General features: G+C 69.6%; 17 protein-coding genes and 1 tRNA gene. 15 read left to right on the plus strand and 3 right to left on the minus strand.

Annotation, left to right across the window (positions count from 1 at the left end; all coding sequences use genetic code 11):
- Positions 1–137 precede the first annotated feature (137 nt).
- Genes FU260_RS06075 through FU260_RS06085 form a run of 3 tightly spaced genes read left to right on the plus strand, consistent with a single transcriptional unit; the run spans position 138 to position 3566 of the window.
- Positions 138–1103: an ABC transporter ATP-binding protein gene (locus FU260_RS06075; protein ID WP_147916246.1), complete on the plus strand. Its 966-nt coding sequence runs from the start codon at positions 138–140 to the stop codon at positions 1101–1103.
- Positions 1100–2323 carry an ABC transporter permease gene (locus tag FU260_RS06080; protein WP_147916247.1) on the plus strand — a complete coding sequence of 408 codons (1224 nt, stop codon included), beginning with the start codon at positions 1100–1102 and terminating at the stop codon, positions 2321–2323. Before FU260_RS06075 ends, FU260_RS06080 begins: the two co-directional genes overlap by 4 nt.
- A 7-nt stretch (positions 2324–2330) precedes the next feature.
- Positions 2331–3566 (plus strand): MFS transporter, encoded by a 1236-nt coding sequence (locus FU260_RS06085; RefSeq protein ID WP_147916248.1) that lies wholly within the window; start codon positions 2331–2333, stop codon positions 3564–3566.
- A 21-nt stretch (positions 3567–3587) separates the two neighbouring features.
- Here FU260_RS06085 and FU260_RS06090 read toward each other — a convergent pair whose 3' ends face one another.
- Positions 3588–5402, minus strand: a complete 1815-nt coding sequence (locus FU260_RS06090) for an ABC-F family ATP-binding cassette domain-containing protein (RefSeq protein WP_147916249.1) — start codon at positions 5400–5402, stop codon at positions 3588–3590.
- 206 nt (positions 5403–5608) lie between these two features.
- Here FU260_RS06090 and FU260_RS06095 point away from each other — a divergent pair, with 206 nt between their 5' ends.
- From FU260_RS06095 to FU260_RS06115, 5 genes are all read left to right on the plus strand, one after another.
- Positions 5609–6115 carry a hypothetical protein gene (locus tag FU260_RS06095; protein ID WP_147916250.1) on the plus strand — a complete coding sequence of 169 codons (507 nt, stop codon included), beginning with the start codon at positions 5609–5611 and terminating at the stop codon, positions 6113–6115.
- Positions 6116–6305: 190 nt separating this feature from the next.
- The gene (locus tag FU260_RS06100; protein WP_147916251.1) at positions 6306–6761 is read left to right on the plus strand and encodes a hypothetical protein; all 456 of its coding nucleotides are present in this window, start codon (positions 6306–6308) and stop codon (positions 6759–6761) included.
- A gap of 118 nt (positions 6762–6879) precedes the next feature.
- Entirely contained in the window at positions 6880–7611 is a 732-nt protein-coding gene (locus tag FU260_RS06105) for a TetR/AcrR family transcriptional regulator (RefSeq protein ID WP_147916252.1), read from the plus strand.
- Complete coding sequence (locus tag FU260_RS06110) at positions 7611–8882, plus strand: glycosyltransferase (protein WP_147916253.1); 1272 nt, start codon at positions 7611–7613, stop codon at positions 8880–8882. Before FU260_RS06105 ends, FU260_RS06110 begins: the two co-directional genes overlap by 1 nt.
- 98 nt (positions 8883–8980) lie before the next feature.
- The gene (locus tag FU260_RS06115; RefSeq protein WP_147916254.1) at positions 8981–9439 is read left to right on the plus strand and encodes a hypothetical protein; all 459 of its coding nucleotides are present in this window, start codon (positions 8981–8983) and stop codon (positions 9437–9439) included.
- An 84-nt stretch (positions 9440–9523) separates the two neighbouring features.
- Here the strand turns inward: FU260_RS06115 and FU260_RS06120 are convergent, their stop codons facing one another.
- Together FU260_RS06120 and FU260_RS06125 are read right to left on the minus strand one after the other, a co-directional pair.
- Entirely contained in the window at positions 9524–10018 is a 495-nt protein-coding gene (locus FU260_RS06120; protein ID WP_147916255.1) for a MarR family winged helix-turn-helix transcriptional regulator, read from the minus strand.
- Between the two features lie 154 nt (positions 10019–10172).
- Positions 10173–10790, minus strand: a complete 618-nt coding sequence (locus FU260_RS06125) for a TetR/AcrR family transcriptional regulator (RefSeq protein ID WP_147919347.1) — start codon at positions 10788–10790, stop codon at positions 10173–10175.
- Positions 10791–10998: 208 nt separating this feature from the next.
- Here FU260_RS06125 and FU260_RS06130 point away from each other — a divergent pair.
- The 7 genes from FU260_RS06130 (at position 10999) to mfd (ending at position 21253) form a co-directional block, all read left to right on the plus strand.
- Positions 10999–11070: transfer RNA gene (locus FU260_RS06130), tRNA-Gln, on the plus strand.
- A 212-nt stretch (positions 11071–11282) separates the two neighbouring features.
- Entirely contained in the window at positions 11283–12773 is a 1491-nt protein-coding gene (gene glmU, locus FU260_RS06135) for a bifunctional UDP-N-acetylglucosamine diphosphorylase/glucosamine-1-phosphate N-acetyltransferase GlmU (RefSeq protein WP_147916256.1), read from the plus strand.
- Positions 12774–12827: 54 nt separating this feature from the next.
- Positions 12828–13808: a ribose-phosphate diphosphokinase gene (locus tag FU260_RS06140; RefSeq protein WP_147916257.1), complete on the plus strand. Its 981-nt coding sequence runs from the start codon at positions 12828–12830 to the stop codon at positions 13806–13808.
- Positions 13809–14244: 436 nt separating this feature from the next.
- A complete protein-coding gene (locus FU260_RS06145) occupies positions 14245–14880 on the plus strand; it encodes a 50S ribosomal protein L25/general stress protein Ctc (RefSeq protein WP_147916258.1) in 636 nt (211 codons plus the stop codon).
- A gap of 14 nt (positions 14881–14894) precedes the next feature.
- A complete protein-coding gene (gene pth, locus FU260_RS06150) occupies positions 14895–15497 on the plus strand; it encodes an aminoacyl-tRNA hydrolase (protein ID WP_147916259.1) in 603 nt (200 codons plus the stop codon).
- A gap of 92 nt (positions 15498–15589) precedes the next feature.
- Positions 15590–17410: a hypothetical protein gene (locus FU260_RS06155; protein ID WP_147916260.1), complete on the plus strand. Its 1821-nt coding sequence runs from the start codon at positions 15590–15592 to the stop codon at positions 17408–17410.
- 162 nt (positions 17411–17572) lie between these two features.
- Complete coding sequence (gene mfd, locus FU260_RS06160; protein WP_147916261.1) at positions 17573–21253, plus strand: transcription-repair coupling factor; 3681 nt, start codon at positions 17573–17575, stop codon at positions 21251–21253.
- Positions 21254–21297: the final 44 nt, after the last annotated feature.

The raw sequence follows: 21297 nt of genomic DNA on the forward strand, positions 1-21297 counted from the left end.
ATGCCGGGCACCGTCGCTGCCCTGGTCGAAGTTCTCCAGCGAACCCGCGGCCCCGCCTGTGGCGCATCCCGCACCGTCGCACATAGGGTCGATGACGACTCAAGTCCGGCGATTCGTGACGATCGGGAAAGTTGCTCATGCCTCAACTCGAGTTCGACCACCTCACCAAGTCCTACGGTTCGCTCAAGGCCCTGGATGACCTCGCCTTCAGCGTGCAGGCCGGCGAGATCTTCGGCTTCGTCGGCTCGAACGGGGCCGGCAAGACGACGGCGATGCGGATCGCACTCGGCGTGCTCGCCGCCGACTCGGGGCAGGTGCGCTGGCAGGACCGCCCGCTGGACCTCACGATGCGTCGCCGGGTCGGGTACATGCCCGAAGAGCGCGGTCTCTATCCCAAGATGAAGGTCGGCGACCAGCTCGTCTATCTGGCCCGGCTCCATGGCATGTCACCCGATCAGGCGACCACCTCGATGCAGCGGTGGACCGAGCGGCTCGGGGTCGGGTCCCGCCGGGACGACGACGTCGAGGCGCTCTCCCTGGGCAACCAGCAGCGGGTCCAGCTTGCCGCAGCGCTGGTGCACGACCCGGAGATTCTCGTGCTCGACGAGCCGTTCTCCGGCCTGGACCCAGTGGCGGTCGAGGTGATGAGCGCCGTCCTTCAGGAGCGGGCGGCGGACGGCGTGCCGGTGATCTTCTCCTCCCACCAGCTCGAGCTCGTCGAGAGGCTGTGCGACCGCGTCGGGATCATCCGCGCCGGCAGACTGGTCGCCGTCGGTACGCGCGAGAAGCTGCGCCGCACCGAGAACGTGCGCTGGCGGGCGGTCGTGGACGGTGCCCCGACCGGCTGGGTGAACGAGGTGCCGGGCGCCACGGTCATCAGCGACGACGGCCGCGAGGTGATCGTCCAGCTCACCGGAGGCCAGCCGGGAGTGGAGCAGCCGCTGTTGCGGGCGGCGGTCGCCGCGGGCGAGCTGCGCGAGTTCAGCCAGGTGCGGCCTACCCTCACCGAGCTCTTCCGAGACGTGGTCAGCGATACCGACGAGAGCGCAGGCGACGATGAGCCCCCCGAGCCAGGTCGCCCCGACGGGAAGGAGGCGGCGTGAGCCGGCCGCAGGAGCCAGCCCCCGCCACGGGCGCGCTGACCACGATCGCACTGGTGGCCAGGCGGGAGTTCCGGGCCCGCTTCCTCACCAAGTCCAACCTCATCTCGCTCGCGGTGATGGTGGTGGTGATCGTCGCCGGTGTCCTGGTGGCGAACTACTTCGTCAACCAGGACGACGGCAGCGCCGACTACACCGTCGGCGTCGCCGCCGAGGTCGAGGACCTGGGGACTCAGCTCGAGGCCGAGGGTGCGGCAGCCGGCAGCACCATCGACGTGCAGGTGATGACCCGCGACCAGGCAGAGCCTGCGCTGGCGGAGGACCTGGACGCATTCCTGGCCGGAGATCCGGCGCGGCCGGAGATGCTTGTCGAGGAGACCGCCGATGGGCAGCTGCTCTCTCTGGTGAGCAGTGCGGTCCGGGCGCACGTGCTCGCCAGCGCGGTGGCCGAGCTCGGCGGCGACCCGGACGAGGTCTCCCAAGCGGTGAACAGTGCGGCGCCGCAGGTCGAAGCGATCTCCACCGACGGTCCCTCCGGACAGTTCGGCCCCGCCTACCTGATCGCCATGGTGACGATCGCCCTGATGCTGTTCGCGCTGATCAGCACCGGTTCGCTGATCGCGATGGGAGTGGTGGAGGAGAAGACCTCACGAGTCGTGGAGATCCTGCTCGCCACGATCCGCCCGTCCCACCTGCTGGCCGGGAAGATCCTCGGGATCGGACTCGTGGGCCTGACCCAGGTGGTGCTGCTGGGCGCCGCCGCCGCGGTTCCGACCGCGCTGACCGGCCTGCTCTCCGGGTTCGAGATCAACCTCGGGGTCACGATGCTGCTGCTGGTCGTGTGGTTCCTGCTGGGCTTCGCCGTCTACGCACTGCTCTTCGGTGGGTTCGCCGCGCTCGTCTCCCGGCAGGAGGAGATCGGCGCGGTCACCACCCCGCTGATGCTGCTGATGTTCGTGCCGTTCTACGTGTCGATGTTCCTGGTCACCAACAATCCCGACGGCATCGCGGTCAGGGTGATGTCGCAGATCCCGTTCTTCTCCCCGTTCATGATGCCGGTGCGCGGCGTCTTCGACGCGGTGGCGGTCTGGGAGCTGCTGCTTGCCATCGTGATCGCGTTGGCGACCATTCCTGTGCTGGTCTGGCTCGCCGCCCGGGTCTACCACCGCGGGGTGCTGCACACCGGCGCCCGGATGAAGCTGCGCGAAGCGCTGCGGAGCTGAACCGTCGATGACCTCTGTTCTCCGGCGCCGCAATGCGCTGTGCCTGCTCTTCCTGCTGCCCGGTCTCGGGATCTCCTCCTGGGTGACTCGCACCCCGGACATCCGGGATCAGCTCACCGCCTCGACGGCACAGATGGGCTTCATCCTGTTCGGCCTGTCCGTCGGGTCGATGATCGGCATCCTCGGCGCTGGCTCGCTGGTGGCGCGGTGGGGCACCCGCCGGGTGATCGGAGCCGGGATGCTGGCGAACGTGCTCGGCGTCGCCGTGGTCGGCCTCGGTGCGTCCGCCGGTGAGGGTGTGCTGGTGGCAGTCGGGCTGGCGATCTTCGGCTTGGGCATGGGTGGCGGCGAGGTCGCGCTGAACGTCGACGGGGCCGAGGTGGAGCGCCTCTTCTGCCGGTCGGTGATGCCGGTGATGCATGGCTTCTTCAGCCTCGGCACGGTGATCGGTGCCTGCGCGGGGATGGTGCTGACCGCCGCTGACTTTCCAGTGGCCGCGCATCTGGTGATCGCCAGCGCGCTGATGGCCGGCGGCCTGGCGGTGGCGCTGCGAGGTATCCCTGCCGGGTTCGGCCGCCGTCGCGCCGTGACCTCGGCGCAGGTCACCGGCAGCACTCGGCCGGCGGTCTGGCGGGACGGGCGGCTGCTGCTGCTCGGCTGCGTCATCCTTGCCCTGGCGATGGCCGAGGGTACGGCGAACGACTGGCTACCGCTGGTGATGGTGGACGGGCACGGCTTCGACGCCGCCTGGGGGTCCGGAGTGTTCGCGGTGTTCGCCGCCTCGATGACGCTCGGCCGGTTCACCGGCGGCCGGTTCGTGAACCGGTACGGGCGCACCGCGGTGCTGGTCGCCAGTGCGCTGGTCGGTGCGGTCGGGATCGCCGGTGTGGTCTTCCTCGACCACGGCGGTGCGGCTGTCGGTGCGGTGGTGCTCTGGGGGCTCGGTGCCTCGCTCGGCTTCCCGGTGGCGCTCTCCGCTGCCGGCGCCGGGGCTACCGACCCCAGTCAGGCCGCCGCCCGGGTGTCCTTCGCCGCGACGATCGGGTACATCGCCTTCCTCGTCGGACCGCCGGTGCTCGGCGTGCTCGGCGAGAACCTCGGGCTGCGCCAGGCGCTGATCCTGGTGCTGGTCCTGGTGGCGCTGTCCGCTGTGCTCGCCGCTCTGGCGCGCACCCCGGGCACGGCTCGCGAGCCCGGCGCTGCCGAGGGGGAGCCACAGGCCGCCGAGCGCAGCGGCCGCTGACCACTGCGGGGCCGATGGCCCTCAGCCGACCTGGTCGGAAACCTCCAGCCACTGCTCCTCCAGCTCGGCCACCTCGCTCTCCAGGGCCCGCAGCTCCTCCGTGCGGGTCTGCAGCCCGGCGTAGTCGCTCTGGTCGTGCGCAGCGAGCACCTCGTGCTGGCCGGCGATCTGCCCGGAGAGCTTGTCCAGCCGGCGCTCGATCGAGGTGAGCCGCTTCTGCGCCGCGCGCAGCGCCGCGCCGGTGAGCCCCTCACCGGCTGGACCGGCATCGGCGGTGGCAGCCCCAGACGAGGCCTGATCAGGGCGAGTGGACCGATCCGGCCGCGCTGCGCCGTCGTCGGCCCGGAGCCTGAGGTACTCGGCGACTCCGCCGGGCACGTGCCGCAACCGCCCGCCGAGGATCGCGTATTGCTGGTCGGTGACCCGTTCGAGCAGGTACCGGTCGTGGCTGACCACGATCAACGTGCCCGGCCAGGAGTCCAGCAGGTCCTCCATCGCGGCGAGCATGTCCGTGTCCACATCGTTGGTGGGCTCGTCCAGGATCAGCACATTCGGCTCGGAGAGCAGCACCAGCAGCAGCTGCAACCGGCGCCGCTGGCCGCCGGAAAGGTCGGCCACCCGGGCGGAGAGGTGCGCGCGGGAGAAGCCGAGGCGCTCGAGCAGCTGCGCCGGAGTGAGGTCCTTGCCGTCGACGGCGAAGGTCGTCTTGGTCCGGGCCAGCACCTCCCGTACCCGGTCGGTGGCGATATCGGCGAGCTCGGTGAACTGCTGGTCCAGGATCGCCACCTGCACGGTCTTGCCCCGTTTGACCCGCCCGGTGGTGGGGGCCAGAGTGCCGGCCACCAGGGAGAGCAGCGTGGACTTGCCGGCTCCGTTGGCGCCGAGGATGCCGGTGCGCTCCCCGGGGCCGATCCGCCAGGTCACGCCGCAGAGCACTTCGTGCTCGCCGTAGGAGACGGAGACGTCCTCCAGGTCCACCACGTCCTTGCCGAGGCGGGCGGTGGCCATCCGGGTGAGCTCCAGCCGGTTGCGCACCTCCGGGACGTCGGCGATCAGAGTGTTCGCGGCGTCGATACGGAACTTCGGTTTGGACGTGCGGGCGGGTGCACCGCGGCGCAACCAGGCGAGCTCTTTGCGCATCAGGTTCGCCCGCTTGGCTTCCACAGTGGCGGCCTGTCGGTCCCGTTCCACCCGCTGTAGCACGTAGGCCGCATAGCCACCATCGAACGGTTCCACGATCTGGTCGTGCACCTCCCACATCGCGGTGCAGACCTCGTCCAGGAACCAGCGGTCGTGGGTGATCACCAGCAGGGCCCCGGCAGTGGCCGGCCAGCGGCGCTTCACATGGTCGGCGAGCCAGGCGATGCCCTCGACGTCCAGGTGGTTGGTGGGCTCGTCGAGCGCGACCACGTCCCAGTCCTGCACCAGGAGTACGGCCAGGGCCACCCGGCGGCGCTGCCCGCCGCTGAGGTCACCGATGCGCGTGGCCCAACCGATGTCGCTGACCAGCCCGCTGATCACATCCCGGATCCGGGCGTCGCCGGCCCACTCGTGTTCCGGGGTGTCACCGACGATCGCATCACCGACCGTGGACTCGGGGTCCAGGTCGTCGCTCTGGCTGAGCAGGCCCAGGCGCAGGCCGCCGCGGTGGGTGACCCGGCCGCCGTCCGGCTCCAGCCGTCCGGCGAGCAGGTTCAGCAGGGTGGATTTGCCGTCTCCGTTGCGGCCGACGATGCCGATCCGCATTCCCTCCTCGACGCCGAGGGTCACCGAGTCCAGGACCACACGGGTCGGGAACTCCAGGTGCAGGGATTCAGCGCCGAGTAGATGAGCCACGGGTCTAGCCTAAGTTCGCGGCACCGGTGCCTCGACACCTCGACGTGCCACGCATTGACTGGCGCACGTGTGCCCAGCAGACTGGACGCTGCCAACTGAAGGGGAAGGCGGCCGGCCCAGGGGGGCACAGGCCGCAGGGGACCGCCTGGGCGCTGCGCCCGGGCTGGTGCGCCGCGGAGCCGGTCGCACGAACGAAGGAGCTTGTCATGTCCGAGCCACACCCGTACCAGCAACCGCCAGGGCCACATCCGTATCAGCCCGCGCCCGGGCCGCACCAGCAACGGCCAGGCCCACCCGCGGGATACCGCACCCTCTACGGTCCGTTCGCGATCGCAGGCCTCCTGCTGAGTACCACCCAGCTGTACACACGGCAGGTGACCGAGGGGTACCAGGAACGCCAAACGCTGTGGACGCTGCTGTCCGACCCCAACTGGGCGGGCACCTCAGCGATCGCGCTGATGCTGATCTTCATGCTGGTCGGGCTCGCCGTCGGCGGGGCAGTGCGGAATGTGCGCACGATCGCGCTGCCGATCACCGTGGCGGTGCTCTCCCTGCTCGGGGTGGTGATGCTCGCGGCCAAGATCGGATACTCCGACCCGGCCCCGCCCTTCGATGACGGCGGAGCCATGCTGGTCGCGCTCGCCGGGGCCGGGATACTGCTCGGGCTTGTGCACACCGTGCACCTGGTTCTCTGGCGGACGCGCAACCGCTGATCGAACGGGTGCCCGCGGGTCCGGGTCCCACGTCGGCGCCAGCCCGGTGCTCGAACGGGATGGTGAGCCGGCGCCGGACGGCAGACAGCTGTTCGTCGTCGACCCCGGCAGTTGTCCCGTTGACACCTCGCACCGGTCCGGACACCTTGTGCGTGTCCGGGGGAGACAGCACAGAAGGGAAACGCTTGCAATGACCGCAGCTCAGGAACATGACCATGCCGACCCGCTGCCACGGTACGGGAGCCTGTACGGGCCGCTCGGTGTGCTGGCGCTGGCGCTCAGTGGAACGAACCTCTTTCTGGTCTATGACTCCGACGGCCAGGTCGATCGGGACTCGCTCTGGGACATGCTGCACACCAGCTGGGGAACCGAGATCGGCTTCATCTCCCTGCTGCTGATCTTCGTCCTGGCGGGACTGTGCGCCTACGCCGCGGTGCGCCCGGTGCGCAGCATCGCCTTGCCAGTGGTGATCGCGGGTCTGGCCTTCCTCGGTGCTCTGATGCTGATGTTCAAGATCGGCTGGGGCGATCGGAATCCGCCGTTCGACGACGGCGCGATCATGCTGATCAGCACCGCCTGGGGTGCCGTGCTGCTCGGGCTCGTGCACGCCATCCACCTGGCGATCTGGCGGCGACACAACCACTGACCGGTTGCCCGGACCAATCAGCGCGGGCGGGTAGCGCATCAGCGGATGGGGCGCGTGAGTGGTGAGCAACTCGCCAGCACTGATGCAAATAGCGTCCGATGGACGCTATTATTGTTCGATGGTCACGGATACCAGTCCCGGTCGCGGTGGCGCAGGTCGTGCCCTGGCACAACTGTGGGGTGTGACGCCGGCGGCGCGACCGGGTCCCAAGCCGAAGCTCTCGATCGACGCCATCGTCGACGCCGCCCTCGGGATCGCCCGCAGCGACGGGCTGGCGGCGGTGACCATGCAGCGCGTCGCCGAGGCGGCCGGATGCGCGAAGATGGCGCTCTATCGGCACGTCAGCGACCGCAGCGACCTGCTGGCCGCCGCACTCGATACCGCGCTCGGCGAACCGCCCGCCCTCCTCGGGGGATGGCGCGAGCGGTTCGCGATCCTCTGGGAGGGCCTGGCGGACCTCTATCGCCGAGATGCCTGGTTGCTCGATCTTCCGCCGGACCTCGACGCGCTCACACCGCGAAACGTTGCCTGGATCGACGCGGGGCTGTCGCTGTTCGACACGACCGGCCTATCCTCCGGCGAGCGGTGGGGCCTCGTGCTGCTGATCACGGAGAACGCACGTTTTGTCGCCCGGCAGCAGCGTTCGGCGGGCAGCCCCATCGATGATCTCGACCGCCTTCTGCTGACCACAGCATCGGCCGGTGCGCAGTTGCCGGCTGCACGTTATCCGCACGTGGCGAGGGCTGCGGCCGCTGTCCGATGCGATCCGGAGACCATCGGGTCGGCTGGTCTGGTGCGCGAGGCGATGGTCCGCGCCATCGCGATCTACTTCCCACCGGAGGTGCCGTGATGGCTGCCGATCACCCGCTTCGCATCCTGTTCGCACCGGAGACGTTCAATCTCGGTGAGACCTCCCGTGCGGTCGAGGTCGCCAAGCACCTCACCCGGTGGGGCCATGACGTGCTGTTCATGGGCTACTCGAGGCGATTCGCCGATTACGTCCGTCGTGCCGGCTTCACCCTGGAATTCCTCGATCCCGAGCTCAGCGAGCGCCAGGCCGACCAGCTGATCGCTGCCGATCAGGGCCGCAGCCTGCGCCACCCGTTCTCCACCGACATGGTGCGACGCCGAGTCGCGAGCGAACGAGCACTGATCGAACACTGGCAGCCGGACTGCGTGGTGATCGGAACCACGCTCACGCTGTTCATCTCTGCCCGAGCTGCCGCAATACCGCTGGTCTACGTCCGGCCCTATGCGATGAGCAAGGGACACCTCGCTCAGATGCGCACCTTCCCGCTGTGCCAGGGGAATTCACGGCTCGGCGAACGGGTGAACCGCATCGCGGGGCGAGTCGTGCGAACCGTCGTCCCGCGAGTCCGCTGGAAGCCTGCGTCGTTCAGCCGGGTTGCCGCCGAGCATCGAGTGTCGTTGCCACCGCGCACTCTCGATGCACTCGATGCTGACCTCACCCTGATCGCCTCCTTGTTCCCGCACCTGGACCAGCGGCCGCTGGCCCCGGGTGAGGTCGCTGTCGGACCGGTCTATGCCCACGGCGCCGGGGAACTGCCGGAGCGGGTCCGAGCGCTCGCCGACTCGGATCGACCTGTGGTCTACGTCGGCCTAGGATCCTCGGCCCGGGGCCAGCTCGCGGTCGATATCCTGCATCAGGTCGGCACGCTCGACGTCGAGGTCGTCTCGAGCGCTGGCCGCTACCTGAGCGAGGCTGAGCGCCACCGGCTACCGGGCAATGTGCAGGTCCACGACTTCCTGCCGGCGCACCTCCTGGCCGGGATCATCGACGCGTCGGTGATTCACGGTGGTGAAGGCACCGTCCAGACAGCATGCGCCTCGGGAGTGCCGTTCGCTGGGATCGGGCTGCAGTCCGAGCAGCGGTTCAACATCGATGAATGTGTCCGATACGGCAATGCGGTGCGGTTCACGCCCGGAGATATTCGTTCTGGCCGGCTCCCGGAGCTGCTCACCGGCCTGCTGAGGGACGACGACGCGCGGCAGGCGGCACAGCAGCTGCACCGGGCCGCGCACCCGGTCGGTGGGTCGAACGCGGCCAGCGCGATCCTCACCTTCATCCGCGGTGACGTAGGCGCGCCGCCGGGTGGCTGAGGCGGGCGCATCCGCTCAATAACCGTTGACACCCTCGGCAGGACCCCAGACACTCTGTGCGTGTCCAAGGGGGACATGACGAGAGGGGAATGCTCGCAATGACTGCACCTGATGAACCGGGGCGCGTCCAGGGACCACCACGCTACGGCAGCTTGTACGGCGCGATCGCTGTGCTCGCACTGGCGCTGAACGGGACGTCGTTCTACCTCGGCGAACCGAACTCCTCCGGTGAGGTCTACCGGGAGTCGCTGTGGAAGATGCTGGAGCGCCCGTACGGGATGGATCTCGCCCTGGTCTCGCTGCTGATGGTCTTTGTGATGGTGGGGTTGTGCGCCTACGCCGCGGTCCGTCCGGTGACCAGCGTGGCGGTACCGGTGATCGTCGCACTGATTTCATTGGGCGGCGCGGTGATGCTGATGCTGAAGGTCGGCTGGGGGGACAGCGACCCAGCATTCGACGACGGCGGCATCATGCTGATGAACACGGCGTGGGGTGCGGTGCTGCTCGGGATCGTGCACACCGTCCACCTGATCGTCTGGCGGGCCCGCTACCGCTGAGGTTTCCGACCGGAGAACACCGCCACGCCGTTGAGCGGGTGAAGCCAGCGGGCTTGGCGTCCGTGCCATGGACGCCAGCGGGCTTCAGTGCTCGAACTGGGTGAGCAGCTGGCGCAGGATGGCGGAGAGCTCCTCGCTCTGCGTCCCATCGATGCCGGCGAGCAGTCGGGACTCCCGGCGCAGCAGATCCTCCATCGCAGCGTCTACCACTGCGCGTCCGGCGTCGGTGAGTCGCACCAGCACCACCCGGCGGTCTTCCGGTGCCGGTGCGCGGACCACCAGGCCGTGTGCCACCAGCCGGTCGATCCGATTGGTCATCGTGCCCGAGGAGACCAGAGTCTGGGTGAGCAGCCGGCCGGGGGTGAGCTGGTAGGGCTCACCGGCGCGGCGCAGCGCGGAGAGCACGTCGAACTCCCACACCTCCAGGCCGTGCTGGGCGAAGGCTGCCCGCCGGGCGAGGTCCAGATGCCGGGAGAGCCGGCCGATCCTGGAGAAGACGCGCAGCGGTGTGACGTCCAGGTCGGGGCGCTCGCGCTGCCACGCCTGGACGATCCGGTCGACCTCGTCCTCAGCGGTCATGGGTCGAGATTACTCGACGTCGAGAGATCGGCCGGGACCTCCGGCGTGCGCAACGGTGTGCGGTCGCATCCGCGAGTGGACCACCTCCGTGCCCAGATCGGCTTCAGCACAGGATTCTGGCCAGTCGGTGGGCGGTTCGGCGCCAGCGGGCAGTTCAGCCTCTGCGGGTGCGGGTAGCGGCCGGGGTGAGCCGCGGCTGGGTCTGCAGCCCGGACAGCCCGTTCCAGGACAGGTTGACCAGGTGCGCGGCGACCTCGTCCTTCGCCGGTGTCCGGGTTTCCAGCCACCACTGCCCGGTGAGCGCGATCATCCCGACCAGCATCTGCGCGTACATCGGTGCCGTGTCCGGGTCGAAACCCTGGCGCTCGAACGCATCGGCGAGCACCTGCTCGACCTGGGTGGCGACATCACCGATCAGCGAGGAGAACGTGCCGGTGGCCTGGGCGACGGGGGAGTCGCGGACCAGGATCCGGAAGCCGTCGGTGTTCGTCTCGATGTAGTCCAGCAGTGCCAGCGCCGTGCGCTCCACGGTCACTCGGGGGTGGCCCCCCTGGCGCAACGATCCGGTCAGCGCCGCGAGGAGGGTCTCCACCTCGCGGTCCACGATCACGGCGTAGACGCCTTCTTTGCCACCGAAGTGCTCGTACACCACCGGCTTGGAGACCTCCGCCCGGGCAGCGATCTCCTCCACGCTGGTGCCGCCGAAACCCTTCTCGGCGAACAGTGAGCGAGCTACCCGCAGCAGCTGCTCCCGGCGCTGGTGCCCGGTCATCCGCGGTCGGGGCGTGCGTTTGGATCCGTCACTCACGCCTCCCATCATGCCGTGTTGTGGCCCGGCGGTGGTCTGGCCCGGGGTGCGAAACTGTGCCCGCGGGGCCACGACCGGGTGCCTCGCCGGCTGCACCGGGCACTGCGAGACGCCGGTATGCTCGATGCCGGCGCCGGTTCGCAGGACCTCGGCCCGGCCGCCACGCAGGCGATCCGCCCTGGTGTAATGGCAGCACGCCGGCCTTTGGTGCCGTGTGGTCCAGGTTCGAGTCCTGGGGGCGGAGCCCGGTGGGGGACCCTCGGTTCTCCCCTCGCGATCGAGTTGCTGGAGTTGCTCGAGTTGCTCAGGCTCGATTCGTCACCAGGCCCTTCGCGTCACCAGGCTCTTCGCGTCACCCTGCGCATCCGGGCGAGGTCGATTCGACTCGGAGCGATCTCTCACCGGTGAGGGACAACACGTCAGGCGAGCCAGTCGGTGGCGGCTACAGTGGAGCGCGTGAGCCTGACGCCACCTGCAGCAGTGATCGTTCTCGCCGCCGGCCAGGGAACGCGGATGCGATCCGCGACCCCCAAGGTGTTGCACCCTATCGGGGGCCGTAGCCTCCTCGGCCATGTGCTGGCCACGGCGAGAGACCTCAGCCCCGGAAGGGTCGCCGTCGTGGTCCGCCACGAACGCGACCAGGTGGCCGCGCACGTGCAGGAGCTGGACCCCGCCGCCCTGATCGCCGACCAGGACGAGGTCCCCGGCACCGGCCGCGCCGTGGAGTGTGGGCTGTCCATCCTGGACTCGGCCGCGCAACCCGCCGGGAGCGCAGGCGGTGTCCAGGGACCGGTGGTGATCCTCGCCGGTGATGTGCCGCTGCTGGACTCCGGCACGCTGACCGCTCTGCTCGAAGCGCACCACACCGACGGCAACGCCGTCACCGTGCTCACCACGAACCTCACCGATCCGAGCGGGTACGGCCGGGTGGTCCGCGACGGCGGCGGCCAGGTCGCGAAGATCGTGGAGCAGAAGGACGCGACGGCAGCCGAGCTCGAGATCAGCGAGATCAACTCTTCGGTGTACGTGATGGAGGCCGCGGTGCTCCGCGGCGCACTCGGCCGCCTGGACCGGGACAACGCCCAGGGGGAGGTCTACCTCACCGACGTGATCGAGCTTGCCCGGGCCGACGGTGGCGCGGTGCGCGCTCTGGCCACTGAGGACCCGATCCTGGTGGAGGGTGTCAACGACCGGGTACAGCTGGCCACTCTCGGCGCCGAGCTGAACCGCCGCGTGGTCACCGCCTGGATGGAGTCCGGGGTGAGCGTGGTGGACCCGGCGACCACCTGGATCGATGTTGATGTCCAGATCGAGCAGGACGTCACGCTGTTGCCCGGTACCCAGCTGCACGGCGGCACTCAGATCGCGAGCGGTGCTGTGGTCGGCCCGGACAGCACGCTGACCGATGTGGTGATCGGTGCGGGCGCGAGGGTCACCCGCACGCACGGATCCAGCTCCCGGATCGACGCCGGAGCCACCGTGGGCCCGTTCACGTACCTGCGCCCAGGGGCGCACCTGGGCGAGCGGGGCAAGCTCGGCGCGTTCGTGGAGGTGAAGAACTCCGAGATCGGCAACGGCTCCAAGGTGCCCCACCTGTCCTACATCGGCGACGCCACCATCGGCGAGGAGACGAACATCGGCGCGGCCAGCGTCACCGTCAACTACGACGGGGTGCACAAGCACCGCACCGTGATCGGTTCGCACGCGCGCACCGGGGCGGACAACATGTTCGTGGCCCCTGTCGAGGTGGGCGACGGTGCCTACACCGGCGCCGGCACCGTGCTGCGCCGGGACGTCCCGGCCGGGGCGCTCGGCGTCAGTGGCGGGTCGCAGCGCAACATCGAGGGCTGGACGATCAGCCGGCGCCCGGGCACGGCGGCGGCCGAGGCTGCCCAGCGCGCGGCCCAGGACCGGGGCGATGCAGCCGATCAGCACGACGATGACTGACCGACCTGCAGTGACTTCGACCATCGACCCTGAACCGGACAGGAGCACTCTGTGATGACCGGCATCACCAGCCACGGCGAGAAGCGCCTTGTCCTCGTCTCCGGCCGGGCGCACCCCGAGCTCGCCCAGAACGTGGCCAGCGAGCTGAACATCGAGATCGTGCCCACCACGCTCTACGACTTCGCCAGTGGCGAGATCTATGTGCGGTTTGCCGAGAGCGTGCGCGGTACCGACGCGTTCGTGCTGCAGTCGCACACCGCGCCGATCAACCAGTGGATCATGGAGCAGCTGCTCATGGTCGACGCGCTGAAGCGGGCCTCGGTGAAGTCGATCACCGCCGTCATCCCGTTCTACGGCTACGCCCGGCAGGACAAGAAGCACCGCGGCCGCGAGCCGATCTCCGCCCGACTGATGGCGGACATGTTCTTCACTGCCGGAGCCAACCGGCTGATGAGCGTGGACCTGCACGCCGCGCAGACCCAGGGTTTCTTCAACGGCCCGGTGGACCACCTCTGGGCGATGCCGATCCTCACCGACTACGTGCGCACCCGGATCGACCTCGGCAACGCCGCCGTGGTCTCCCCGGACGCCGGTCGAATCCGGGTCGCGGAGCAGTGGGCCGCCCGGCTGGGCGGGGTGCCGTTGGCGTTCGTGCACAAGACCCGGGACATCACCCGGCCGAACCAGGCGGTCGCGAACCGGGTGGTCGGCGACGTCGAAGGGCGCGACTGCATCCTGGTGGACGACCTGATCGATACCGGCGGCACCATCACCGAGGCGGTCAAGGTGTTGATGAATGACGGCGCTCGCAGTGTGATCGTGGCCGCTACCCACGGGGTGCTCTCCGATCCGGCGATGCAGCGACTCACCGAATGTGGTGCGAGCGAGGTGGTGATCACCGACACGCTGCCCATCCCGGCGGAGAAGCGGGTCGGTCCGCTGACCGTGCTCTCGATCGCCCCGCTGGTGGCCCGGGCCATCCGGGAAGTATTCGACGATGGATCGGTCACCAGCCTCTTCGACGGCAACGCCTGAGCTGGCGCGCGGGCCCGGATGCCACCTGCCGGGTACCGCGGAATCCACGGCGCACCGGCCGGCGCACCATCGGAATCCACGGCGCACCGGGTCGCCGCACGATCGGAATCCACGGCGCACCGGCCGCCGATCCCTCGGAATCCACGGCGCACCGGCCGCCGATCCCTCGGAATCCGGTTCCAACTGGACTCCGAGGGCGCAAGTGGATTCCGATGCGGGGCAGTTGAACCGGCGGTGCTGAGCCCGGCTCCCGGCGGCGTCACCCATGGCCACTTTGCGGGTACACTTGTGCGGTTGCCTCGGCGAGGGAGGACGGGCGCCAGCCCGGCTCCGTGATCGACGCGGTGGAAGCGCCTGTGCTGTGCGATCCTCTGCGTGACCGCCCGCCCACCGCCGCAGGCCCGCCCCGATGCCTCGACAGTGGAGAGAGAACACCATGGCTGACACCGACACCGCCCTGGCGGCAACCCGCCGCACCGAATTCGGCAAGGGCGCTGCCCGCCGGATCCGCCGCGAGGACAAGATCCCCGCGGTGCTCTACGGCCACGGCACCGACCCGGTGCACCTGACCCTGCCCGGCCACTCCACCTGGCTGGCGCTGAAGGACAACGCGAACGCGCTGCTGACGATCAACTTCGACGGGGAGCACGAGCTCGCCCTGGCCAAGGACGTGCAGCGCGACCCGGTGCGGCACACGATCGACCACATCGACTTCATCCTGGTCCGCCGCGGCGAGAAGGTGGTCGTCGACGTGTCGGTGATCCTCGAGGGCGAGTCCGCCCCGGGCACCATCCACATGCTTGAGTCGCAGACCCTGAGCGTGCTGGCTGACGCCACCAAGATCCCCGAGTCTCTCGAGGTCTCCATCGAGGGACTGGAAGAGGGCGCTATCATCCGCGCCGGCGAGGTGTCGCTGCCCGCGGGGGTGGAGCTGGAGACCGACCCCGAGTACGAGGTCGTCATCATCTCTGTGCCGCGCGCTGAGGCCGAAGAGGACGAGGACGAGGACGAGGAGACCGAGGAGGGCGCTGCTGAGGCGGCCGAGTCCGAGGCTCCCGCCGACGAGGACTGAGAGCTCGCTTCTCGATGAGCAACACGCCATGGCTGGTGGTGGGGCTGGGCAATCCTGGCCCCACCTACGCCGGCAACCGGCACAACGTCGGTCAGATGGTTCTCGACGTGCTCGCTCGGGAGGTACCCGGCTCCTTCACCGCACACAAAGCTCGTGCCGCGGTGCTCGACGGCCGGCTCGGCGTGACTGCCGGTGGGGCGCCCGGCCCGCGGGTGGTGCTGGCCAAACCGGGCAGCTACATGAATCTCTCCGGCGGACCGGTGTCCGCACTGATGCAGTTCTACCAGGTGCCGATCGAGCAGCTCCTGGTGGTGCACGACGAGCTCGACCTGCCCCCGGAGACGCTGCGCCTCAAGCGCGGCGGTGGTGAGGGCGGCCACAACGGGCTGAAGTCCATCTCGCAGTCCCTCGGCAGCCGCGACTACCTCCGGCTGCGGGTGGGTATCGGCCGTCCACCTGGGCGGATGGAGGCGGCCGACTACGTGCTCCGGGACTTCTCCACGATCGAGCGGGTCGGCCTGGCGGTCACTCTGGAGGAGGCGGCCGAAGCGGTCGCGGACCTGCTCGCTGATGGTCTGGAGAAGACTCAGACCCGGCTGCACGCCGCCCGCGACTAGCGACTGGTGCCGCCCGCGACTAGCGACTGGTGCCGCCAGCGGGACTTCTCGCCGCGGAGGAATCCCGTTGACGGCATTGCTAGCCTCCCCGCATGGGGCTTTCAGGGGATATGGGGTACGCGCGTGCCCAGGGGCAAAGAACAACGCCGGCGCAGCGAATCATCGGACTGCTGTTGCTGGTGCCGGCACTGGTGGTGCTGGTCACCCAGCAGTTGATTCCCGCAGTGCGGACAGTGCTGCTCAGTGTGACCGGCGCGGGCTACGCACAGATCCAGCCCACCTGGCTCTCCACCGTGGCGAGCACCTTCGTGGTGGGCCTGGGCGTCGGGATCGTGGGTGCCGGTGTGGGCGTGATGCTCGGTGTGCAGCTGCGCCGGGCTCCCATCCGCCTGCGCCGGGTAGGCCTGGGAGTGCTCGGTGCAGCACTGGTCACCTACGGCCCAGCAAGCATGATTCTCAGTGTCTTCTGGACCACGAGCAGCGATCTGCTGCTGCATTTTCGTAGTCACGCCGCTGTGCTTGCACTGCTGGTGCTGATCGGCGCCATCAGCGGCGCCCTGATCCGTTCCAGTCGTGTGCTGCTGGCGATCGGCGCGGTGACAGCCATCGGTGCAGCGGCGATGGCGATGCAGACCGAGCTGAGTCTGTCCGCCCGAGAGGTGCCGGGCACGCTGATCATCTCCACCGCCCTAGGTGCCGAGGCGGGAGGACCCGGTGCGGCGATGAGCGTCCTGCTCGGTGTGCTGCTCGGCATTCTGGGAGTCGGCGCCGGGGTGCTGCTCCTGGCCGTCCGCCCGCGGTTCGACGTGACCACCGATATGGCCGAGCACCTCCCACCGGTAGCGGCCGGTTCGGGACCGGCCGGTGGCTCGCCCGCGGGCTTTGGACCACCCGTCGGCTATGGCCCACCCGTCGGCTATGGCCCGCCCGCCGGCTATGGGCCGACTGCGGACGGTGCACCACCGGCGGGCTATCGCCCGACCGTCCCGAACGGCGCACCGCCCGCCGGCTTTGGCCCGCCTCCGGACAGCGCACCACAGGCGGGCTATCGCTCTCCTGTCCCGGACGGCGCACCACCGGCGGGTTATCGCCCGCCCGTCCCGAACGGCGCCGGCGGGCAGCAGTTCGCGGTCCCGGGATACTCAGGCCCGCCGCCCAGCAGCTCTTCACCGGGTGTGCTGGCCGTGGTGCTGAGCGTCGTCGTCGCACTCGTCCTGGTGATCCTGGCCTTTCCCTGGCTCAGCCAGGTGGGAGTCGGAGCGGGGGACCTGGAGAGCGGGCAGGCTGAGGCGGTGTCCGCGACCTGGCGAACTGTCGGCATCCGCGCGCTGGAGGTGACGCTGACGGTGCTGGTCACCGGTGCTGCGGCGTTCGGGCTCGGCTACCTCCGCCCGTTCGGCGAGCACAGCCGCCGCGCTCTGATCGTGGTGGCACCGTGGTTCTTCGTCGGGCTGCTTCCCCTGGTCGCGGCCATCTATGCGGCCTGGAGCCTGGACGCCGCCGGACCGCCGTACGCCGGACTGACGCCGCAGATGCTGACTGTGCCGCTGTTGTTCGCCTGGACCTACCTTGCCGACGGACTGCGCACGGCTCGCGAGTCCGATCACTCGATCCGGTGGCTACCCGTTCTCGGCCTCACCGCGTTGACCATCGGCATGCTGATCGTGGTGCGCAGTCAGCAACAGCTCTGGGACATGCTGTTCGCGTTCGGGTCCGGCAACGTCTCTGCGGTGCAGATGGTGCACAACCTGATGGCCCAATACTTCGGCGGCATCATGCCGATCGGCATCCTCACCCCACCGGCGTTGCTGATCGTCGGGGCACTGGTGTTCGGTGCCGCGGCTGCGTTGGTGCCAGGTATCGCAGTGCGAGCAGCCGAACGGCGGAATCTTCCAGGCGGAAGCCGTCGGTAGCGGCAACACCTGTTGCTACGTTCACCCTCATGCCCCAGCACCCGCAACGCATCAGCGGAAGGGGCGCTCCGCCGTCGGGAGTAGACTGGATCCCCTCAATCCCACCTCCCCTCTGCCGGCGGAGATGGGCCATTCGTGCTGCCCTGAAGGGACCTCCCACCGATGAACCTCACAGGTGTGCTGCCCGCGCTCCGGGCTGATTCCGGCCTGGCCGAGCTGGTCGAGAATGTGCCGGCGCGCGGCCCGCTGACTATCACCGCATCCGTGGGAGTGCGCGCACCGATGCTCGCCGAGCTCGCCAGCCGGGCCGACCGGCCACTCGTGGTGGTGGTGGCCACCGGCCGGGAGGCCGACGAGCTCGCTGAAGCGCTGGCCGCCTATCTGCCGAGCGAGGGCATCGCCGTTCTGCCGTCCTGGGAGACCCTGCCGCACGAACGGCTCTCCCCACGCAGCGACACCGTCGCCCGGCGGATCGCCGTGCTGCGCCGCCTCGCTCACCCGGACACCGCGCAGGTGGGCCCGGCCGGCTCCTCCGCCCCGATCCGGGTGCTGGTGCTGCCGGTGCGGGCACTGCTGCAGCCGGTGGTCGCCGGCCTCGGTGACCTGGAGCCGGTGGCGTTGCGCGCCGGGGACACCGCCCCGATGGAGGACGTCATCGCCGCGCTGGTCGATGCCGCCTACACCCGCGTGGACATGGTGGAGCGGCGCGGCGAGTTCGCGGTCCGCGGCGGTCTGCTGGACGTGTTCGCCCCCACCGAGGCGCACCCGCAGCGGATCGAGTTCTGGGGCGACGACATCGAGGAGATCCGCTGGTTCTCCGCCGCCGACCAGCGCTCCCTGGAAATCAGCGAGGACGGGATGTGGGCCCCGCCCACCCGGGAGGTGCTACTCACCGAGAGTGTGCGCGAGCGAGCCCGCGAGCTGATGGCCACCCTGCCCGGGGCCACCGAGATGTTGGAGAAGCTCAGCGAGGGTATCGCCGTGGACGGGATGGAGTCCCTCGCTCCGGTGCTGGTGGATGAGATGGTCCCGCTGCTCGACCTGGTTCCCGCCGACGCGCTGCTGCTGGTGGACGACCCGGAGCGGATCCGCCGCCGGGCGCACGATCTGGTGGCCACCACCGAGGAGTTTCTCGCTGCGGCGTGGACGTCCGCCGCCGCAGGGGCGAACTCTCCGATCGACCTCTCCCGTGCCTCGTTCGCCACCCTGGAGGACACTCGGGACATTGCCCGCCGCCGCGGGCTGGGCTGGTGGCAGGTCTCGGCCTTCTCCGCCGACGCCGAGCTCGAGGAGCTCGCCGAGACCGCTGCACCGTCCGAGACTGCTGCACCGTCCGAGGAGGGCGACGGCGCGGGCCGGGCTGTGCAGATCGCCTCCCGGGACGTGGAGGGTTACCGGGGCGAGACCGACCGCGCGGTCGCCGATCTGCGCCAGCTCACCCGGGACGGATGGCGCCTGGTGCTGGTCACCGAAGGGCCCGGACCGGCCCGGCGGATGGTGGAACAGCTGCTCGACGCCGACGTGCCCGCCCGGCTGGTCGCCGAGGTGGAACCCGCCGGCTCCGACGCCCGCGCGGGGGAGGACCCGGACCTACCGGTGGCCGGGATGGTGCTGGTCACCACCGCCAGCGTCGGGCGTGGGTTCGTCTCCGAGACACTCCGGCTGGCAGTGTTCACCGAGGCGGACCTGACCGGCCGCGCCGGCACCTCCACCCGGGACATGCGGACCCTGCCCGCGCGCCGACGCAACGTGGTGGACCCGCTGGCGCTGCGTCCGGGGGACTACGTGGTGCACGAGCAGCACGGCGTGGGCCAGTTCGTGGAGCTGCTGCAGCGCACGGTCGGGACCGGCAAGACCGCGGCCACCCGTGAGTACCTGGTGATCGAGTACGCACCGTCCAAGCGCGGGCACCCCGGGGACCGGCTGTACGTGCCCACGGACTCCCTGGACCAGGTGACGAAGTACACCGGTGGCGAGGCACCGAGCGTGAACAAGCTCGGCGGCTCCGACTGGGCGAAGACCAAGTCCCGCGCCCGGCGCGCGATCAAGGAGATCGCGAACGAGCTGATCCGGCTCTACGCCGCGCGGATGGCCACCCGGGGGCACCAGTTCGCCCCGGACACCCCGTGGCAGCGCGAGCTCGAGGATGCCTTCGCGTATGTGGAGACCCCGGACCAGCTCTCCTCGATCGATGAGGTCAAGGCGGACATGGAGAAGTCCATGCCGATGGACCGGCTGATCTCCGGGGACGTCGGCTACGGCAAGACCGAGATCGCCATTCGTGCCGCATTCAAGGCGGTGCAGGACGGTAAACAGGTGGCCGTGCTCGTGCCCACCACGCTGCTGGTGCAGCAGCACCTGGACACGTTCGCCGAGCGGTACTCCGGGTTCCCGGTGGTGGTCAAGGCGCTGTCCCGGTTCCAGACCTCCGCCGAGGCCGAGGCGGTGCGCGAGGGGGTGCGCAGCGGCGCCGTGGACGTGGTGATCGGCACCCACCGCCTGATCACCGGGGACGTCCGGTTCAAGGACCTCGGCCTGGTGGTGATCGACGAGGAGCAGCGCTTCGGGGTGGAGCACAAGGAGACGCTCAAGCAGCTGCGCACGAACGTGGACGTGCTGGCGATGTCGGCCACCCCGATCCCGCGCACCCTGGAGATGGCGGTGACCGGGATCCGGGAGATGTCCACGCTGGCCACCCCGCCGGAGGAGCGCCACCCCGTGCTCACCTTCGTCGGGCCGTACCAGCAGAAGCAGATCGCCGCCGCGATCCGCCGCGAGCTGCTCCGCGAGGGGCAGGTCTTCTACGTGCACAACCGGGTGGAGTCGATCGACAAAACCGCAGCGAAACTGGCCGAGCTCGTACCCGACGCACGAATCGCCGTCGCGCACGGGAAGATGAACGAGCACCAGCTGGAGCAGGTGATCGTGGACTTCTGGGAAAAGCGGTTCGACGTCCTGGTGTGCACCACGATCGTGGAGACCGGGCTGGACATCTCGAACGCGAACACGCTGATCGTGGAGCGCTCCGACGTGTTCGGGTTGTCCCAGCTGCACCAGCTGCGCGGCCGGGTGGGCCGCGGGCGAGAACGTGCCTACGCCTACTTCCTCTACCCGCCGGAGAAGCCGCTCACCGAGACGGCACACGAACGGCTGCAGACCATCGCCGCGCACACCGATCTCGGCGCCGGGATGCAGGTGGCGATGAAGGACCTGGAGATCCGTGGCGCGGGCAACCTGCTCGGCGGGGAACAGTCCGGGCACATCGCCGGTGTGGGCTTCGACCTGTATGTGCGGATGGTCTCCGAGGCGGTGGCCAAAGCCAAGGGGGAAGAGACGGAGGAGCTGTCCGAGCTCAAGCTCGAGCTACCGATCGACGCGCACATCCCGCACGACTACATCGCGCATGAGCGGCTCCGGCTGGAGGCGTACACCAAGCTCTCCCAGGTGAGTGGTGAGGAGGCGCTGGCCCAGGTGCGCGAGGAGCTGGTGGACCGGTACGGGCCGGTACCGGAGCAGGTGGAGCGGCTGTTCGCCGTGGCGGGCCTGCGGATCAAGGCCCGCTCCGCCGGTCTGGTGGATATCACCGGGCAGGGCAAGTACATCCGGTTTGCACCGGTGGAGCTGCCCGAATCCGCCCAGCTGCGGCTGAAGCGGCTCTACCCGGGCACTGTGCACAAGCCCGCGATCCGCACCGTGCTGGTGCCCGCGCCGACCACCTCCCGGGTGGGTGGGGTGGCGCTGCGGGACGAGGCGCTGCTGGACTGGGTCAGCCAGCTGATCGACGCCGTGCTCGCCCGAGAGACGTCGGTGGCTGCGGCGGCCGGTGTGGCTGCCGGGGACTGAGCCGGTCGGTCGCCGCACTGCTCCCACCCTGTAGGTGCCAGTTT

Source organism: Ruania zhangjianzhongii (genome assembly GCF_008000995.1).
Classification (GTDB): domain Bacteria; phylum Actinomycetota; class Actinomycetes; order Actinomycetales; family Beutenbergiaceae; genus Ruania; species Ruania zhangjianzhongii.

Coding starts and splice junctions, on each gene's coding strand:
- FU260_RS06075 (WP_147916246.1), top strand. CDS start 138: ATGCCTCAACTCGAGTTCGACCACCTCACCAAGTCCTACGGTTCGCTC.
- FU260_RS06085 (WP_147916248.1), top strand. CDS start 2,331: ATGACCTCTGTTCTCCGGCGCCGCAATGCGCTGTGCCTGCTCTTCCTG.
- FU260_RS06095 (WP_147916250.1), top strand. CDS start 5,609: ATGTCCGAGCCACACCCGTACCAGCAACCGCCAGGGCCACATCCGTAT.
- FU260_RS06100 (WP_147916251.1), top strand. CDS start 6,306: ATGACCGCAGCTCAGGAACATGACCATGCCGACCCGCTGCCACGGTAC.
- FU260_RS06105 (WP_147916252.1), top strand. CDS start 6,880: ATGGTCACGGATACCAGTCCCGGTCGCGGTGGCGCAGGTCGTGCCCTG.
- FU260_RS06110 (WP_147916253.1), top strand. CDS start 7,611: ATGGCTGCCGATCACCCGCTTCGCATCCTGTTCGCACCGGAGACGTTC.
- FU260_RS06115 (WP_147916254.1), top strand. CDS start 8,981: ATGACTGCACCTGATGAACCGGGGCGCGTCCAGGGACCACCACGCTAC.
- FU260_RS06120 (WP_147916255.1), bottom strand. CDS start 10,018: ATGACCGCTGAGGACGAGGTCGACCGGATCGTCCAGGCGTGGCAGCGC.
- FU260_RS06125 (WP_147919347.1), bottom strand. CDS start 10,790: ATGACCGGGCACCAGCGCCGGGAGCAGCTGCTGCGGGTAGCTCGCTCA.
- FU260_RS06140 (WP_147916257.1), top strand. CDS start 12,828: ATGACCGGCATCACCAGCCACGGCGAGAAGCGCCTTGTCCTCGTCTCC.
- FU260_RS06145 (WP_147916258.1), top strand. CDS start 14,245: ATGGCTGACACCGACACCGCCCTGGCGGCAACCCGCCGCACCGAATTC.
- pth (WP_147916259.1), top strand. CDS start 14,895: ATGAGCAACACGCCATGGCTGGTGGTGGGGCTGGGCAATCCTGGCCCC.
- FU260_RS06155 (WP_147916260.1), top strand. CDS start 15,590: ATGGGGCTTTCAGGGGATATGGGGTACGCGCGTGCCCAGGGGCAAAGA.
- mfd (WP_147916261.1), top strand. CDS start 17,573: ATGAACCTCACAGGTGTGCTGCCCGCGCTCCGGGCTGATTCCGGCCTG.